This window comes from Thorsellia anophelis DSM 18579 (assembly GCF_900111395.1).
Taxonomy (GTDB): domain Bacteria; phylum Pseudomonadota; class Gammaproteobacteria; order Enterobacterales; family Thorselliaceae; genus Thorsellia; species Thorsellia anophelis.
Genome location: NZ_FOHV01000012.1, coordinates 38295 through 56407 on the forward strand (window position 1 = coordinate 38295; position 18113 = coordinate 56407).

Below are 18113 nucleotides of genomic sequence, written 5' to 3' on the forward strand. Positions count from 1 at the left end.
TTATGGCTAACGTAGAATTTATACATGTAGCTTGGTTAGTTTTTGCTGTAATTTTGGAAATTACAGCTAATATATTTCTAAAATTATCAGATGGATTTAAACGCTTTGCATATGGGGTAATGTCACTTTTAGCTGTATTAGGGGCATTTACGGCTTTATCGCAAGCAGTAAAAGGCTTTGATCTATCTATAGCTTATGCATTATGGGGTGGCTTTGGTATCGTCGCAACAGTTGCAGCAGGGTGGATTATGTTTGGACAAAAGCTTAATAAGCAAGGCTGGGTTGGTTTAACTTTATTAATTTCTGGTATGATTATTATTAAATTTGCCTAATTTAAGACCCTATAGGATGAAAGTTCATCCTATAGGGTAAATGATAATATCTATATCCCTATCAACTAGTCTAATGGCGTTGGTTATTTATCTCATTTAGCTCAATAAGACAAATTTCTTCAAATGCCCCCCATCAAAACATATTTAATATTTAGATATTCTTCTATACCATATTTAGAACCTTCACGTCCTAAACCCGAATCTTTAATCCCACCAAAAGGGGCTATTTCAGTAGAGAGCATGCCTTCATTCACTGCAATCATGCCACACTCTAAAGCTTCAGCCACTCGCCAAGCCCTTCCTACATCTCTGGTATAAAAATAAGATGAAAGTCCAAAATCTGTGGCATTAGCTTGCTTGATGACATCGTCTTCATCAGTAAAACGATAACACGCCGCGATAGGACCAAATGTTTCTTCTTGGCTCATCTCCATATCGATATGTGCGTCAGCAAGAACAGTTGGCTCAAAATAGGTGCCACCCAAATTAGGTTGTTTTGCTCCAGTCAGTGCACGAGCACCTTTATTAAGAGCATCTTCAACATGACGCTTAACTTTAGCTAATGCCATTTCGTTAATCAGTGGACCTTGCGTGACATTAGGTGTAAAAGCATCTCCCACAATGAGCTTATTAACTTCTGTAGCAAGCCCAGTAACAAATTTTTCATAAACTGAATCATGAATGAAAAATCGATTAACACAAACGCAAGTCTGCCCTGTATTACGAAATTTAGATGCCATTGCACCTGCAATTGCAGCATCAATATCTGCATCGTCAAAAACAATGAATGCAGCATTCCCACCTAATTCAAGTGACATTTTTTTCATTGTCTCAGCACATTGACTATAAAGATACTTACCTGTTTTAGTCGATCCCGTAAATGAAATTTTACGAACACGCTTATCTGATGTAAATACTTGCCCTATTTCAGGAGCATTACCACTTACCACATTAAGCACACCTTCAGGAATACCCGCTTCCTGTGCTAAATGAACTAGAGCATGCGCAGAAAGAGGTGTCTCCTCAGATGGTTTAATCACTGCTGTACATCCTGCAGCTAAAGCAGGGGCTATTTTACGAGTTAACATCGCAAGCGGAAAATTCCATGGAGTGATTGCTGCAATAACACCAACGGGTTGTTTTAACACCATGATTCTTGCATCGCCCTTATGACTTGGTATTACGTCACCATAAATTCTTTTGGCCTCTTCAGCAAACCATTCCACAAAACTTGCTGCATACAACACCTCGCCCATTCCCTCTGATAATGGTTTACCTTGTTCAGTTACCAATAAAGCGGCTAAGGCTGATTGATTTTTAATAATCAGATCAAACCATTTTTTTAGTAAGTTAGATCTCATTTTAGCTGTCATTGCTTGCCAAGATGATAATGCATTTTCAGCACTATCTACTGCAGATTTAGCTTCTGCAGCACCGCAATAAGCGACCTCAGCAACTGTTTGACCATTTGCAGGATTAATGATTGGATAAGTTTTAGCAGTCGTATGCCAAACTCCATTATAATAAGCGCCAGTTTTTAAAATGGCTGAATAATCTATTTGTGACATATTTAAGTTGCCTATTAAAAGTATTGATAAATTAATTCTTACAGTAAATGTTGCGAATAAATAGTTTAAAAGAGCTTAATCTTTAGCTGGTCTAGCATCCCTTGGAATACGTTTACCATCTGTATAATCATTAATAATATCACATGGTGTATAACACCTTTCTATTTCGTATAAATCATCATCACTAAGTTTTGTTTTAAGAGCCATTAATGCACTGTCAAACTGTGCTGTGGTATCTGCCCCAACTAACATCACATCTACGCCTGGTCGATTGAGTACCCACGCCTGTGCAATTTGAGCTGAACTAACACCATGTCGTTTAGCGACTTTTGCAACTGACATTGCAATATCCTTAGAGGTCTGATCACCATACATTTGGTGCGTAAAGAAATCAGTTTGGTTTCTAACTGAGTCAAAAGCACCACTTAACAAACCTCTAGCAAGGGGACTAAAAACAGATACACCAATACCTTGGTCTTGACAAAATGGTATCATCTCACGCTCTTCTTCTCTATAAGCACAGTTAAGCTGTAATTGCATATTAATTGGTTTAACCCAACCATGTTTATCGCATGTATGTAAAATTTTAGCCATTTGCCATGTATACATTGTTGATAAACCTATATACCTAGCCTTGCCACTTCTAACAATTTCATTTAAAGTGTGGCATGTTTCTTCAACAGGTGTATTTATATCAAAATAATGCAGCATAAATATATCAACATAATCACTACCTATTCTGGTTAATGAGCCATGAATAGCATCCATCAAATGTTTTCTTGAATGACCACTATTATTTTTGCCGTTACCGATAGGATAACCAGCTTTAGTCAATATCACTAATTCATCTCTGTTGGCGATGCGCTTTATGACATTGCCAACAACAGTCTCGCCTGCACCTGCAGAATAAAAGTCCGCAAGATCGATAAAGTTGACACCATTATCAAGTGCATGTTTGATAATAGGTTCACTTTGTTTTTCATCAAAAATCCAAGGTTTCCACTCTGGACTTCCCATATTCATAGTACCAAGACAAAGCTTAGACACAACTAAACCTGATTCACCTAAACGTGTATATTCCATATTTTTATCCTATTTCACCAATGAATATAAATTGCTACAAATCCAATTAAAAGGGCAATAATTATGCCAAGTGTTAGTACAATAGATTCACCTGGCAAAATTATATTTAAAGCTACCTATCTAAAATAGTTAAACGTTTTCTTGCTTGGCATGTCTTTTTTCCATAAATTTATGCACTTCAATATCGCGCTTGATTCCAAGCTCTTTAGTTGAATAGATTAACTTAAGCAAGGATGCAATTAAGCCCAAACATAAAATTAAAGCTGGCAATCCGCCTATATAAGCTAATTGCTTAATCCCATTTACGTCTGCAAAAATTAGCATGGTAACAGCAACAACACCTATGCCTAACCCCCACATTACCTTCATACCAATTAATTTTGGTGCAGTACTAGATTCTTCCTCATGCAAACGCTCACCATCTTCACCTTCAAGGCATAAATTTGCCATAGCATCAGTAGTTGAGTCAGCAGCAGTACAATAAGAAAGGAATGTTGCAAAGATAAAACCAAGAACTAAAATGCTAGCGAAAGGCAATTTTTGCATTAAGAAATAAATGACAGCTTCATAGCCATTTTTATCTAAAACTTCTTTTAATGCTCCATTTTCAGTCATATCAAAATAAAGCACACTTCCACTGAAAATACTTGTCCATAGCAATGCAAATAAACTTGGTATAAATAAATTAACGATTAAAAACTCTCTAACTGTATACCCTCTCGCTATTTTACCCAAAAACATTGCAGTCAGAGGCGCCCAAGCCATCCATGATGAAAAGTAAAAAATAGTCCAGCTTCTTGCCCAATCTTCGCCTTCAGATGCACCAGTAATTAATGATTTTTTGAAAAAATTATCCAAATATTCACCTAAGCTCTCTAACCCAAAATTCATGATAAAAAGTGTTGGTCCAAATACAAATATTGCTATTCCTATAGTAAAGAAAACCCACGTATTAATGGTAGAAAGCATCGCTATACCGCGTTTTAAACCACTTACGGAAGAACACGTTACAACCACAGCAATTGCAAGACCAATACCCGTAAGTGCTAAGGCACCCTTTTCAATGCCATAAATTGCAAGCCCTCCCATTATGGCTAATATTCCTGTAGCCATTGAAGATGCCATACTGGCGGAAAAACCAGATAAAGCAATCCCATCTATTACTTGGCCAGTTTTACCATATACTCTATTGCCTAGAATAGGATAAAGCATTGAACCTATTGAGAATGGTTTATTCAAATTGTGATAAACAAGTGTAAATACTAACGCAGGAACACAATATATTGCGTAAGGAGTAAATGACCAGTGCAAGAACATAGTTGACAGAGCAAATCTTGCTGCAGCAGGTGATTCAGCGGTGATGCCAAATGTCTTTGGCGGATAGTAATAATGATAAAGCGGTTCTGCTGCTGACCAAAATAATAATCCAGCTGCAACAGTGGTACATAACGCTATCATTATCCATTTACTTCTAGTTAACATTGGCTTGGCATGTTCACCACCAATTCTGACTAAACCTAATGGAGAGACAAATACTACAACACACAAAACAACACAAATAAATGCGCCAGCACTAAATCCCCAGGAGAAATTATTTAATATCCAATTTACTACTAATTGAGTTTTAGCTGCAAAAGCTTCTCCGTTTGTCAATGACATGACAACAGCAACTAATGTAATTATAAAAGCAGGCCAGAAGGTTAAAGATCGAATTTTGATTTTCATCGGTTTACTCATACATCCCCCACTGCTGATGAAAACATCTCATCAAATTGAATTATATCTAGAAATAGCATCCATATTAATAACCAGTATCCTTTCAATGAACCCTATGTTCATAGTTAAATTCTAAATTTTGATTACGGAAAAATTCCAGGTAGGTTCAACTTTTAGGTTGATAAAATGGATTACCTAATTCATTAAGAGCTAATGCGACATCCTGTTTTATAGGTAAAAAAGCCATAGCTGCAGCTATAGCGGTCTGACAAGCTTTATAATTATTATCAAAAATCTCATCTAAATTATCACAGCTTGGGTTAACCCATGGAGCAACCACAACACACCATTCATCCTCAGCTTCTTTTGGTAATACTCCACTTAGAAGTGCTTCAGTTATGGCTTTTGCAATTCCTGCTTGTGACGCTCCCCATGTCGCATTGCCATGTAATTCACCTGTAATTTCTGCTTTATTAGCATACAAAGTTGCTGGCTTCACAGGTACGCCTTCTTTTATAATTACCATAAATGGACAATGCCCTTGTCTTGGCATAGCAAGAGAATTAACAAATGCCTGACCAACAGGACCATTTCTTGGTCCTAGTATGATGTTAATGTGCGCTGCATTGACACCATTTCCTACAAACCCCTCTCCGATATACATTACTTTATTCATTTTTTTTCCTTATAGTTGAACTAAAGAGTAGAACACAAATTTTTAACAAAATTTTATCTTGTTTTTAATAATTCCATATATGGAATTATATTTCTATATATGGAATTTATTTCTGTGAGAGTGATCTCACCTTTTTCAATTTATGACTATTTTCATGTGATACTGATCTCGCATTTATCCTTATGGCTTGAATTTATTATTCAACTTTTAGTCATTAGGTGAGATATTCATAATTAAGCAACAATGAATCAACACAAATCATAAGATACTGATATAATTTAAATTAATAAAAAATACCGTTTTAAATTAAATTAATTTTTGACACAAAAAATTAATTCAATGTCGGATTTATTCAAATTTGATATAATCTTTTTATTGAATATTTCGACTAGACATATTTAGCGGGATAGTGTTATTAATATTGGAGTGTAATAATTGTTTTATGAAAATTGATGATGATAGATCTAGAGCCCCGGCAGTTGATAGTGCCATAAAAATTCTAGAATTACTTTCTAATAGCAACCATCCATTGACCCTATCTGAAATATGTAGTGAGTTAAAAATTCCTAACTCCACTGGTCATCGGATTATGAATGAACTCCATTCTAAAAATATGGTTGATTATGATGCTACTCGTGTTAAAGCGTATTGTTTAGGCTCTCAAATTTTCATTATGACTTCGGCTGTTTATAATAAACAGCGGCTAATACCCTATTTCCAACCTATTGGTGAACAACTTTCAAAAGAGACTGACTTACCTGTTATCCTTACCATCCCTATTGGAAGTAATGTAGTTGTAATTGCGAAAATTGACACTAATTACTCAAATTTACCACTAATGCACATCGGTAAAACCATTCCTATGCATGCTAGTGCTGCTGGCAAAGCATTTTTATCTATGCAATCACAACGCTATATTGATAACTACTTTAAACAGACAATTTTAGAAGCATGTACAAACTCTACAATTACTCATATTCAAGAACTAAAGCAATCTCTAATAACAAGTGCTGAACTGGGATATGCTTTTGCTGAAAACGAATTCTTAGGCAATTTATACGCAGTTGCGGCTCCTGTAGTAAACATAAAAAATGAAGCGATTGCAGCAATTAGCATATATCAACATGAGAGCCATAACCAAATATTCCACTTACATAATTTAGCAAATACTGTAATAGATGCAGCATCTCAATTATCCCTGTTGATTCAGCATACAGGATAATCAATTCAGCCACTATCGAGCAGCTCACTGTAATTCTTTTTTGATAGTACTCTCATCACATTTATAGCATAAAAAGGGTTGAGTTTATTTTTTTATGCTATATTACAATAATCTAACCACATAATTTATTATAAACTTAACTACCCGTTGAGTTTACTTAACTAGGCTTTTATACTTTTTTAGATTCGTTTCTCATTAAGCAATCTTAATCAGAGCACAATTTTTAATGACATTTTTACTAAAATAAGTTTAGTAAACTTAAAATAAAATGGAATTAAATCATGCTTCATTTCAATAAAGGAGCTTAAGAAAATGAATTATTATATTAATTGTCTCAAGAAGTTCGCCACATTTAAAGGCAGGGCGAGAAGAGCTGAGTTTTGGTACTTTTATCTTTATAATCTAATTATTATAACGAGCTTATATTTATTAGGTGGATTTTTAATCCAGGTAACACAATCCTCACGTTTAATTACTATATTCGATTTCCTAACAATGGGTTATCAAATAATTATGCTACTACCTTCTATTGCAGTTTCGATAAGACGTTTACATGATAGGAACAAAAAAGCTTGGTTTTATTTACTTATATTTATTCCTATTTTAGGTTTTATTGTCTTACTCATTCAATATTGTAAAGAAGGCACAAAAGGCAATAACCAGTTCGGAAAAGATCCTAAAATGGTAAATAATGAATAAAATTAATAGGGTATAATTAGATAATATTGTAGGTTATAAAATAAAGAATTTTGATACTAATCCGTAACTATTAAGTATAAGATATCCAATTTTGAAATTAATTACTTTTTTATCAATTAGTTTAGTCTTTATTTAGTTTAATAAATACAAAAAGCTTAAATGTTAAAGACTAATAAGTAGTTTTTAAGACGATGACTTTTAGCATTTCTTTGTAATTTTTATTGAAAATAACTAATAAATCCATATAATGCACCGGCTTTGCATTTATAATGTAAATGCATTCATAGTTTAGTTAGTGTTTTGTCAATAATCTAACATTTGGCAACAAAAAAATTATTTTTTTACTTATTTTTTGTTTATTTAAGGAACTGCAATGAAATATTTTAAAATGTGTTTATCTAAATACGCAACTTTCCAGGGTCGCGCTCGTCGTTCTGAATTTTGGTTCTTTCAGTTATTTTATATGATATTTTCAATAGGATTACAAGTTATTGCTAGTATTTTAGCTGTTGTAAGTGGTTCTGAAGGTGTAGCTGCATTCTTTGGAATTTTATTAATTGCTTTTTATCTAGCATTGTTTTTACCTTCTTTAAGTGTGCTAGTAAGACGTCTACATGATACTGACAGAAGTGGCTGGTTTGTGTTTATTTCATTTATACCTCTAGTAGGTACTATAATCTTATTAATTTGGTTATGTTCTGAAGGAACACAAGGTGATAACCGTTTTGGTAGCGACCCTAAGCTAGTAAGTTAATCTAGAATAACTATAGAACACAGATTAAACTGGCTTTAAGCCAGTTTTTTTGTTTTAGAATCTATAAATAAGTTATTTGTAGTATCCACTGTACAATCCTGCCATAATTAAATTAAGCTAAAATAGCATTTATATATTTAGTTTTAATTGCCAGGAGAACCAAATTTTGAAACAAGCTCACTCTCTAGATCAACGTTCAATACAGGGAAAAATAAAATGGATAGATATCTTAAATGCTATCCCAAAGCCAAATACGGCACCAAAATGGGAATACTGGGTAGAAACTTACCCTGAATTAAAAGCCTGTAAACATACTGATCAAGACCCAATATATCACGGTGAAGGGGATGTTTGGACTCATACGCAGATGGTAGTTTCATCTATGATAAAAAGCCAATATTATAAACGCTCATCAAATATCAATAGAGCAATTCTATTTTTATCTGCACTTTTACACGATATCGCCAAACCGATTACAACCACCATTGATCCTAAAACTCACCGAATAGGGCATCCAAACCATTCACCAATTGGTGCAATAATGGTTCGTATTTTACTTTCACAACAAGACTTTCCATTTAATATTCGTGAAGAGATCTGTAACCTAATTCATAATCATCAAAAACCATTTTATTTAATGCTACAAAAACATCCCTTGCACACTCTTTATAAATTAAGCTGGGAAGTATCGCTTTCAAACCTTATAGCTCTGGCGCGGGCAGATATCAAAGGTCGAATTAATGAAGACAATCCAATAAATCTGAAGAGATTAAAAAAATTACAAACATTCATTCAACAATCCAATTGTTATCATCAACCAGCGTATTTTAATAATAGCCTATCAAGACGTATATTCGCCTATACAAAAACAGGATTGTTAAGCGATATAGACATTCCCAATAATACATTGCGTGTTACTTTAATATTAAAATTAGCTGACAAATCATCTATTGTTACCCAAATAAAATCGAATGATATTAACAATGTGATTGAATCAACCAGCTTTCAAAATTTGCGCCAAGACCCAAATGCTTCGATTGTAATAAATAGCATGTATACAAAAGCAGAACAGTTTATTAAGCTCAATCAGAATTTTACTTGGATAGTAAATGATTTATCTAAACTAACAAGGCATAAAATTATCACTTGGCTCTATAAATTTAATGTTCACATATCAGTTATTTATGTAGAACCTAATAAAGATACGTTATTAGATATTATTCGCCTTGACAATATCAAATCAGAACTTAACTCACTGATGTCATTAGAGTGGGATGTACCTAAACCTTGGGAATCTGATCAAATTGACTATCATTTTATGGATAGTTAAATGAACAAATTTTAATTATTTCATTTTGCTTATTACTAGTCAGAAATGTTCCAAGCATCATTATTCAGGTTAGAAGTGATTTTTAATACAGTTGTTATTCGTGGAGAAATTTAATCATAATCAAAGCTACAGCAGTTAGTAGTGCTAAATACGATCATGATAAAGGGCGCATATGCGCCCTTTATCATGATTATTATGAATGAGTAGAATTAGTCTAATGCCTAAAATGTCTCATATTAGTAAAGATCATTGCTATACCATGTTCGTTAGCAGCAGCAATTACTTCTTCATCTCGCATAGAACCACCAGGTTGAATTATACAGGTTATACCAACAGCTGCAGCTGCATCTATCCCATCTCTAAATGGGAAAAAAGCATCTGAAGCCATTGCTGATTTAGCAACGTCTAGTCCTTCATCTTGCGCTTTGATACCTGCAATCTTAGCTGAATAAACACGGCTCATCTGCCCTGCTCCAATCCCAATTGTTTGACCATCTTTAGCATAAACTATAGCATTTGATTTTACGAATTTAGCAACTGTCCAGGCAAATAGCGCATCTTGCATCTCTTTTTCAGTTGGTTGTCTTTTAGATACAATTTTTAATTCATCTGCTTCATACAATGCTTCATCTCTTTGTTGGACCAGTAACCCACCATTAACACGTTTAAAATCAAATTTAACTGCATTATTTTGTACAAAGTCAATAGGTTGAAAATCCCCAGTACTCAAAATCCGCACATTAGGTTTTTTACTTAATAAAGATAATGCATTAGGTGCAATACTTGGTGCAATAATAACTTCGACAAATTGTTGGTCAATAATTGCCTGCGCCGTCACAGGATCAAGCTCACGATTAAATGCGATTATGCCCCCAAACGCCGAAGTAGGATCGGTTTGATAGGCTCTTTGATAGGCTTCTAGTAAACTACTACCTATTGCGACACCACATGGATTAGCATGCTTAACAACAACACAAGCAGGTTCTTTGAAACTTTTCACACATTCTAGAGCTGCATCTGTATCTGCTATGTTATTAAAAGAAAGCGCCTTACCTTGATGTTGAATAGCACTACTTACTGTTCCTAATGTGTTGTGATTCACACCAGGCACATCGATATAAAAGGCCGCAAGTTGATGCGCATTTTCACCATAACGCATAATTTGTTTCAGATCTAAATGCAAATTAAGTGTTCTTGGAAATGGTGAGATTTGTTTAGGCTGTTCTTCAATGACTGTTTGTTCAGTTGCAGGTGATTTGACTCTACATCCTAAAAAGTTAGCTATCATACCGTCGTAATGCGCAGTATGCTCAAACGCTTTAACTGCTAATTCAAATCGTGTTTCGATTGATAGACTTTTGTGTTCATTTGAACTTATTTCTGTGATAATGGCTTCATAATCATTAGGATTCACAACTATTGCAACATCTTTATGATTTTTAGCTGCCGCTCTTACCATTGTAGGGCCACCTATATCAATATTTTCTATTGCTTTTGATAAGGTGCAGTCTTGTTTAGAAACTGTTTGAGCGAATGGATATAGATTAACAGCAACTAAATCAATCCCGCCTATAGAATGCATTTGCATTACTTCATCATCAATACCACGACGTCCCAAAATACCACCATGAATTTTAGGATGAAGTGTTTTCACTCTTCCTTCCATCATTTCGGGAAAACCGGTGTAATCAGCTACTTCAATAACGGATATACCATGAAGAGCAAGCAGCTTAGCTGTTCCACCTGTTGAAAGTATTTCCACACCTAAAGAATGCAGGGCTTGAGCAAACTCTAATACACCTTCTTTGTCTGATACACTTAATAAGGCGCGTTTAATTGGTTTAGGTATAGGGGGTGTAGCTGTCATAAAATTATCAACCTCAAGAGTTAAATTTAGTTGTTTTGATATATATCTTTATACAAACGGCTCTCAAATCTCACCAATGGTGCACGTCGATTTTTTTCATCACCTGGTGGAACTGAGTAACCAGTAACAAATTGGACAAAGGCAATTTTCTGGCCACTTGCTGCAGTAATGAAACCTGCCAAGTTATACACTCCTTTTAATGCACCAGTTTTTGCATTCACTTTGCCATTTACTCCGGCGGCATCCAATCCCCCTCTATACGCAAGTGTTCCATCCTTACCAGCCTCAGGTAGCATTGAAATAAAGTTTAATTGCTTATCATTAATTCCAATGAACTGAAGTACATTCATCATCATAGCTGGAGTAATTAAATTATGTCGAGATAATCCAGATCCATCCACGATGATATTATTGGCTAGATCAATATTAGCAGATTGCTTAAGTATTTGTCTAATAGCAAGTTCACCATTACGCCATGTCCCTGAAGTTTTAAATCTGTGTTGGCCAATTGTTCTAAAAACTGTGTCAGCAATCAAGTTATCAGATTTTTTTAGCATTCTTGTCAATAACTCCCTAAGAGGAGCTGATTGATGAATCACTAGCACATTTGTCTCAGGTCGAAGTAAAGTCTGTCGCCTAATCATTCCCTCAAATTGAATTTCAGCTACCGAAAATTCATTTTTAACAATTGCCCCACTATAACTTGCACCATCTTGAATGGAGAACGCTAATGGTAAAGGATCACTTCTTTCAACCATACATCCAGTTAATGAAAAGCGGTTTAACTCACCAGGAATAACATCAAGCTCACAGTAGCTGGCATCTTTAGAACCTTTTTCAAGTACAATTACATTACTTTGTACATTAACAGGATAAAAACTTGCAATATCTACCTTGGCATACTCACCTACTTTATTGGCTTTAATTGTTAAGGAGAAACAATTACGATCAATTATTGCAGCTGAAGGCGGTGCATTGAAACATTGGGTAAGATCATTCCATGGCCAACCTGGCGCTTTATCTTGGCCTGCAAAGGCAGACACATCAATAATTAGATCTCCTGCTATACCTTTAACACCTTGTTTTTTCAGCCCATTAACTAAATTTCGAACATCTTGTCGTGTGAGAGTGGGATCTCCTGTGAAGCGAAGTACAATATCCCCCTCAAGAAAACCCTCTGAGTTGATCGTAGCATTAGTTTCAAATTGTGTTTTAAATACAAAATCTTCACCTAATTCAATTAGTGCAGCAACAGCCGTGATAACTTTTAATGTGCTAGCAGGTAAAGATTGTTGCTCACTATTGAAAGCGTAAATCGGTTCAGTTCCACCAACTTTTTGTACTTTAAGTGTTAAATTTGCACCATCAGGTAGATACTCTTTATAACTATCAATCACAGGGTTATTGGCTATACTCTTAAAACTAGCTCCAAAAAATAGAGCTGATGGCAATATGAAAAACAGTAAAAAGGCAGGATATTTAAAAGGCATCATGAGTTTTTTAGCTTAGAATTAAATTTCGCAGCTCCTTTCGCTTATAAGATTAAATAAAAATCACTCAAAGGCTGCATGGATTAAGAACATTAGTGTTCTTTACCCGTTAGTATATACTTATTCATTGATTTTTTTAAGCCCTAAAATTCATTCTTATTCTATTACATTTAAAAAATTAACCACATAGATAAAAAACCACAACCCATTAATTTAAAAGAATAATATAGACAAATTAATCGTAAAAAAAGAATTCCCCTAAGAGTAATTAAAGTAATATTAGACAATTAGCTCCCAGTACTTGACAATTGTACCGCAATTACCTAGATTAGCCCCTCAAATTTAATAGCTATAATGAAGTTAAAACATAAACACTGATGAATGTAATGATATAGAAGGCTTTTTAGCTAAAGTTAAGCTAATTATATTATCAATTGTAATTAGGCAATCTAAGGCTACTAAATAATTCCTATTTTAAATAGACTAAATTTTATGTCTATAAGCTGTTGTGGCGGGCAATTAAACAAAAAGATGTAAAAATAATCAAAAGCTTAACGAGTTATTGCATAGATAAATTTTAGGTTCTCATCTATGATTAAACAAACATCAGAGCTACTATGTAAACTTGAATAACAAGTTAGAATAAAAGGGATTTAAGGATAATTTCCATCTAATTTGAGTACTCTCTTATGATATTAGTCTTTTATCTACTAAGTTCTCTAACTTGTAATAAGTAAATAAATTCACCACTCTTGCCTAGCAAGAGTAATCATCACTACAAAGTACATAAAATAGTACACCAGTTGATTTAAGAGGTATAAAATGGCTTTAGTTCCAATGACATTACGTGGTGCTCAAAAACTGAGAGATGAACTTGATGAATTAAAAAATGAGCAACGCCCTAAAATTATAAAAGCAATTGCAGAGGCAAGGGCCCACGGGGATTTAAAAGAAAATGCTGAATATCATGCAGCACGTGATCAACAAGGATTTTGTGAAGGTAGAATTCAAGAAATTGAAGCTAAACTATCCAATGCGCAAATTATTGATGTCAGTAAATTAAACCAAGATGGACGGGTTGTTTTCGGAACCACTGTTACCATTTTAAATCTAGACACAGAAGAAGAACAAACATACCAGCTCGTAGGAGATGACGAGGCAGATTTTAAAATTGGTCGTATTTCAGTAAATTCTCCAATTGCACGAGGGCTGATTGGTAAAAGTGAAGGAGATGAAATTACTATACAAACACCTGGCGGTAAAGTGGATGTGGAAATATTAAGTGTAAAATATCTGACAGAGTAAAAATCTGAACATCTCTTATTCGTGTGTGTAATTAAAACAAATCGCTTAGATGCGATAACAGATAGAGTCTAATTACGGTTTTAGTTACGCGCACTATCAAACTAGTTAATCACTAACCATATCAATACACGGATCAAATTTCATATCTAGCATTAGATAATCTTTTGTTTGCTTAAAATAATCAGTATGAAAAAAACAGTTGCGAAAATAGTGAGGTAGATTTAACAAGATAGTAATACTGATTATCTAAAATAAGATCAGTAAATTAAATGGAGTGATTAATGATCCTAAAATAATGACTTAAAAAAATTGGTCGTTAAGATACATTAACAATAGATATAAAATTCACCATGCTAAATAGTACCCTTTATGCAAGTGATTCGCTTGAGCTAGCCACTTGCAAAACGTATCGCATGGAATAAAATCTGCTACAAAAATTAGTTTAGAGTTCTATTTAGGTAGATTAATTTTTTTATCAAGGCTTGCTCGATAGAGAGTGAGAATATTACCAACTAATTGCACCATAATTGCCTTAGATTCAGCAACAATTGCATTAACGATTAATTTTTTTGTATCTCTATCTTCTGCAGAAATACGCACCTTAATCAATTCGTGAAAATCTAAAGAAGCATCAATTTCCGCTAATACTCCTTCAGTTAGTCCATTGTTACCAATCATAACGACAGGCTTAAGTGTGTGAGCTAATCCTTTGAGATGTTGCTTTTGCTTATTATTTAAAGTCATAAAAAATCCAATTGAATAAAATTATCATTTTTTTGTACCTATTATCTAAAAATATTAGGTACAAACATGATTTTTGCTACCTTAGGCTTGAAACCTAAAAGTTTGTCACCATATTAAAGTTAATAGTAGATATCAACTTTACAGCATTATACGCATTCTAGCAGTGCGTTAAATGTTTTTTTAGCGTAAAATGATTTTATCATAGATTAACAAAAATACGATGATAGATTAGAGATTAAATCGCCTTCTTATTTATGTGTCTTATCTAATCACTTTTACCATCCAATTTTGTTTACTAATCAAGAACAAATGAATGATATATTTGTAAGATGGGAGCTCTGTAATGGCAATACAATTTGAGTGTTATACTAATTAAGAATAAAAAATAAATTTTGTTACCTTAAGTTTAATTTCTAAATTTCACTGCATCAGTCATTATCATTCAATATTATTGATCTCTAACCCCAATAATTTAACGTCTATCTGATACAGCTAACAAGGCAAATGAATTCAGTTAAGATTTAAAATATTCACACCATCAAAAATGGTTCATATTTAAAAGGTATTTGATACGTGGCAGGTAAAAAACGCTCAGCAAGTTCAAGTAGGTGGCTTCAAGAACATTTTAGCGATCAATTCGTAAAACAAGCTCAAAAAAAAGGATTACGATCCAGAGCATGGTTTAAACTTGAAGAGATACAACAAACAGATAAAATTTTTAGACAAGGAATTACGGTAGTTGATCTTGGCGCTGCTCCTGGTGGCTGGTCACAGTATGCCGTTTCACAAATTGGTGGTAATGGTAGAGTAATTGCTTGCGATATTTTGCCAATGGACTCAATTGCAGGTGTAGATTTCTTGCAAGGTGATTTTCGTGAGGAAGCAGTGTTAGATGCGTTACTAGAGCGAGTAGGTGAAAAAAAAGTAGATTTAGTTATGTCTGATATGGCACCTAACATGAGTGGTACCCCAGCGGTTGATATTCCAAGGTCGATGTATCTAGTTGAGCTTGCAATCGATATGGCAAAAAAGGTACTTGCACCAAATGGTAATTTACTTGTTAAAGTTTTCCAAGGTGATGGTTTTGATGACATATTAAAAGATATTAGGAGCATGTTCAAAACGGTCAAGGTAAGAAAACCTGATGCATCAAGAGCCCGTTCGAGAGAAGTATATATAGTTGGGCTTGGTAGAAAGTAACAACTAAAAACATTTCATTTTGGAAAAGTAATATTAAAGTGGTAATATTTAATATTAGATGAATGAATGGATTGTCAAATTTAGCGTTTTTGGTTTACTATATATGACAGATAAAAGTATTATTCTGTATTTTTTTATTATTTCACATAACAATATAAGAGGTTAACACCTTGAATGATATATCAAAAAACTTTATTCTTTGGCTAGTCATTGCTGTGATGCTATTTTTGCTTTTACAAGCATTAGGATCATCTAATTCGGGACTAAAAGAAGTTGATTATACAACCTTCATGAGGGAAGTTGCTTCACAGCGCGTCGTTGATGCAAATATTGACGACCGTCAGATTCAATTCAATACACGTAGTGGTGAATCATTTCAAACCTTCATACCTGGTAATGAAGATCCCCAACTGATTGATACCTTACTAGCAGGCAATGTTACTGTATTTGGTGAGCCACCACACAAAAGAAGTATTTGGGTTTCTTTGCTGCTAAATTGGTTTCCATTTTTACTGCTAATCGGTGTTTGGGTATTTTTCATGCGTCAAATGCAAGGCGGTGGTGGTCGTGGTGCGATGTCTTTTGGTAAAAGTAAAGCTAAGATGTTAACCCCCGATCAAATCAAAACAACCTTTGCTGATGTTGCTGGTTGTGATGAAGCAAAAGAAGATGTAAAAGAACTCGTTGATTACCTCAAAGAGCCGGCTCGTTTTCAAGAGCTTGGTGGTAAAATACCTAAAGGTATTTTAATGGTTGGACCTCCCGGTACTGGTAAAACATTACTTGCTCGGGCAATTGCTGGTGAAGCAAAAGTTCCTTTTTTCGCTATATCAGGATCTGATTTCGTTGAAATGTTTGTGGGTGTTGGTGCAGCAAGGGTTCGTGATATGTTTGAACAAGCCAAAAAATCAGCCCCTTGCATCATTTTCATCGATGAGATTGATGCTGTTGGTCGTCATAGAGGATCTGGTCATGGTGGTGGTAATGACGAGCGTGAGCAAACACTCAATCAAATGCTTGTTGAAATGGATGGATTTGAAGATAATAAAGGTATTATAATCATTGCTGCAACGAACCGTCCTGATGTATTAGATAAAGCCCTACTACGTCCTGGTCGTTTTGATAGGGAAGTTAACGTTTCTCTTCCAGATGTCAAAGGTCGTGAACAAATTCTTAAAGTTCACTTGCGCAAAATCCGCTTAGCTGCTGATGTTGATGCAAAAACAATTGCACGTGGCACACCTGGTTATTCTGGCGCTGAACTTGCTAACTTAGTTAATGAAGCTGCTCTATTTGCTGCTCGTAAGCGCAAAAAAATCGTTACGATGGAAGAATTTGAGCTTGCTAAGGATAAAATTAATTTAGGTGCTGAGCGTAGGTCATTAACCATGACTGAGCAAGAAAAAGAGATGACTGCATACCATGAAGCAGGTCATGCTATCATTGGTTCATTAGTGCCTGGCTATTGGGACCTTCATAAAGTTACTATTGTTCCACGTGGCCGTGCACTTGGTGTTGCTCACTTCTTACCTGAAGGAGATGATACTAGCCATACTAAAGAATTCTATCAAAGCCAAATTTCTGTTATGTTTGGTGGGCGAGCTGCTGAAGAAATTATTTATGGTAAGGACAAAGTCACTAGTGGTGCATCATCTGATATCCAATATGCAACAAGTATTGCTAGAAGTATGGTAACACAATGGGGTTTAAGTGAAAAAGTAGGACCTATTTTGACTCTTGAACAAAATTCATTTAGTGGCCAACCTCAAAAAGTTGCGACTTTATCTCCTGAATTATCCAAGTTAATTGATGATGAAATTAAATATTTCATTGATACTAATTATGATAGAGCGGTTGATTTATTGAATGAAAATATTGATGTATTGCATGCAATGAAAGATGCCCTTATGCTGTATGAGACACTAAATGCCTCTCAAGTTAAAGAGCTAATTGCAAGAAAACCTGTAACACCAGTGGATGGCTGGGATGATAATGATACTCCTAGTGGCGATTCGACAAAAGAGTATACAATGCCTGAATCTAAAAATGATACAGATAATCAAGCATCAGATGATAAACCTGTTACACCTAAAGACAATCCATCTGATACTTCGCAATAATTAAAAT

Annotated in this window: 15 protein-coding genes; 8 read left to right on the forward strand and 7 right to left on the reverse strand. The window is 34.5% G+C overall.

The features are described from left to right. The first annotated feature begins 2 nt into the window (after positions 1-2). Positions 3-332, forward strand: a complete 330-nt coding sequence (gene mdtI / locus BMW37_RS08670; protein ID WP_093319773.1) for a multidrug/spermidine efflux SMR transporter subunit MdtI — start codon at positions 3-5, stop codon at positions 330-332. Positions 333-451: 119 nt separating this feature from the next. On the opposite strand, the gene BMW37_RS08675 is transcribed toward mdtI, so the two are convergent. The 4 genes from BMW37_RS08675 to fae form a co-directional block, all read right to left on the reverse strand. Continuing rightward, positions 452-1900 (reverse strand): NAD-dependent succinate-semialdehyde dehydrogenase, encoded by a 1449-nt coding sequence (locus tag BMW37_RS08675; protein WP_093319776.1) that lies wholly within the window; start codon positions 1898-1900, stop codon positions 452-454. 75 nt (positions 1901-1975) lie between these two features. Further along, on the reverse strand, positions 1976-2983 hold the full coding sequence (locus BMW37_RS08680; protein WP_093319778.1) for an aldo/keto reductase: 1008 nt from the start codon (positions 2981-2983) through the stop codon (positions 1976-1978). 129 nt (positions 2984-3112) lie between these two features. Further along, positions 3113-4720: a BCCT family transporter gene (locus BMW37_RS08685; RefSeq protein ID WP_093319782.1), complete on the reverse strand. Its 1608-nt coding sequence runs from the start codon at positions 4718-4720 to the stop codon at positions 3113-3115. A 145-nt stretch (positions 4721-4865) separates the two neighbouring features. Continuing rightward, positions 4866-5375: a formaldehyde-activating enzyme gene (fae, locus tag BMW37_RS08690; protein WP_093319784.1), complete on the reverse strand. Its 510-nt coding sequence runs from the start codon at positions 5373-5375 to the stop codon at positions 4866-4868. Positions 5376-5817: 442 nt separating this feature from the next. Between fae and BMW37_RS08695 the strand changes: the two genes are divergently transcribed. From BMW37_RS08695 to BMW37_RS08710, 4 genes are all read left to right on the forward strand, one after another. Further along, entirely contained in the window at positions 5818-6597 is a 780-nt protein-coding gene (locus BMW37_RS08695) for an IclR family transcriptional regulator (RefSeq protein ID WP_093319787.1), read from the forward strand. A 312-nt stretch (positions 6598-6909) separates the two neighbouring features. Next, positions 6910-7296, forward strand: a complete 387-nt coding sequence (locus BMW37_RS08700; RefSeq protein WP_093319790.1) for a DUF805 domain-containing protein — start codon at positions 6910-6912, stop codon at positions 7294-7296. A 373-nt stretch (positions 7297-7669) separates the two neighbouring features. Further along, a complete protein-coding gene (locus tag BMW37_RS08705) occupies positions 7670-8050 on the forward strand; it encodes a DUF805 domain-containing protein (protein WP_093319792.1) in 381 nt (126 codons plus the stop codon). A 166-nt stretch (positions 8051-8216) separates the two neighbouring features. Beyond that, positions 8217-9380, forward strand: a complete 1164-nt coding sequence (locus BMW37_RS08710; protein WP_093319795.1) for an HD domain-containing protein — start codon at positions 8217-8219, stop codon at positions 9378-9380. 214 nt (positions 9381-9594) lie between these two features. Here the strand turns inward: BMW37_RS08710 and purH are convergent, their stop codons facing one another. Further along, the gene (gene purH, locus BMW37_RS08715; RefSeq protein WP_093319797.1) at positions 9595-11247 is read right to left on the reverse strand and encodes a bifunctional phosphoribosylaminoimidazolecarboxamide formyltransferase/IMP cyclohydrolase; all 1653 of its coding nucleotides are present in this window, start codon (positions 11245-11247) and stop codon (positions 9595-9597) included. 26 nt (positions 11248-11273) lie between these two features. Beyond that, positions 11274-12740: a serine-type D-Ala-D-Ala carboxypeptidase gene (dacB, locus tag BMW37_RS08720; RefSeq protein ID WP_425441775.1), complete on the reverse strand. Its 1467-nt coding sequence runs from the start codon at positions 12738-12740 to the stop codon at positions 11274-11276. A gap of 819 nt (positions 12741-13559) precedes the next feature. Here dacB and greA point away from each other — a divergent pair. Next, positions 13560-14042, forward strand: a complete 483-nt coding sequence (gene greA, locus BMW37_RS08725) for a transcription elongation factor GreA (RefSeq protein WP_093319800.1) — start codon at positions 13560-13562, stop codon at positions 14040-14042. 450 nt (positions 14043-14492) lie between these two features. Here the strand turns inward: greA and yhbY are convergent, their stop codons facing one another. After that, the gene (yhbY, locus tag BMW37_RS08730; RefSeq protein WP_093319801.1) at positions 14493-14786 is read right to left on the reverse strand and encodes a ribosome assembly RNA-binding protein YhbY; all 294 of its coding nucleotides are present in this window, start codon (positions 14784-14786) and stop codon (positions 14493-14495) included. Positions 14787-15359: 573 nt separating this feature from the next. Between yhbY and rlmE the strand changes: the two genes are divergently transcribed. Together rlmE and ftsH are read left to right on the forward strand one after the other, a co-directional pair. Continuing rightward, a complete protein-coding gene (gene rlmE / locus BMW37_RS08735; RefSeq protein ID WP_093319804.1) occupies positions 15360-15986 on the forward strand; it encodes a 23S rRNA (uridine(2552)-2'-O)-methyltransferase RlmE in 627 nt (208 codons plus the stop codon). Between the two features lie 170 nt (positions 15987-16156). Beyond that, entirely contained in the window at positions 16157-18106 is a 1950-nt protein-coding gene (ftsH, locus tag BMW37_RS08740; protein ID WP_093319806.1) for an ATP-dependent zinc metalloprotease FtsH, read from the forward strand. The last annotated feature ends 7 nt before the right edge of the window (positions 18107-18113 follow it).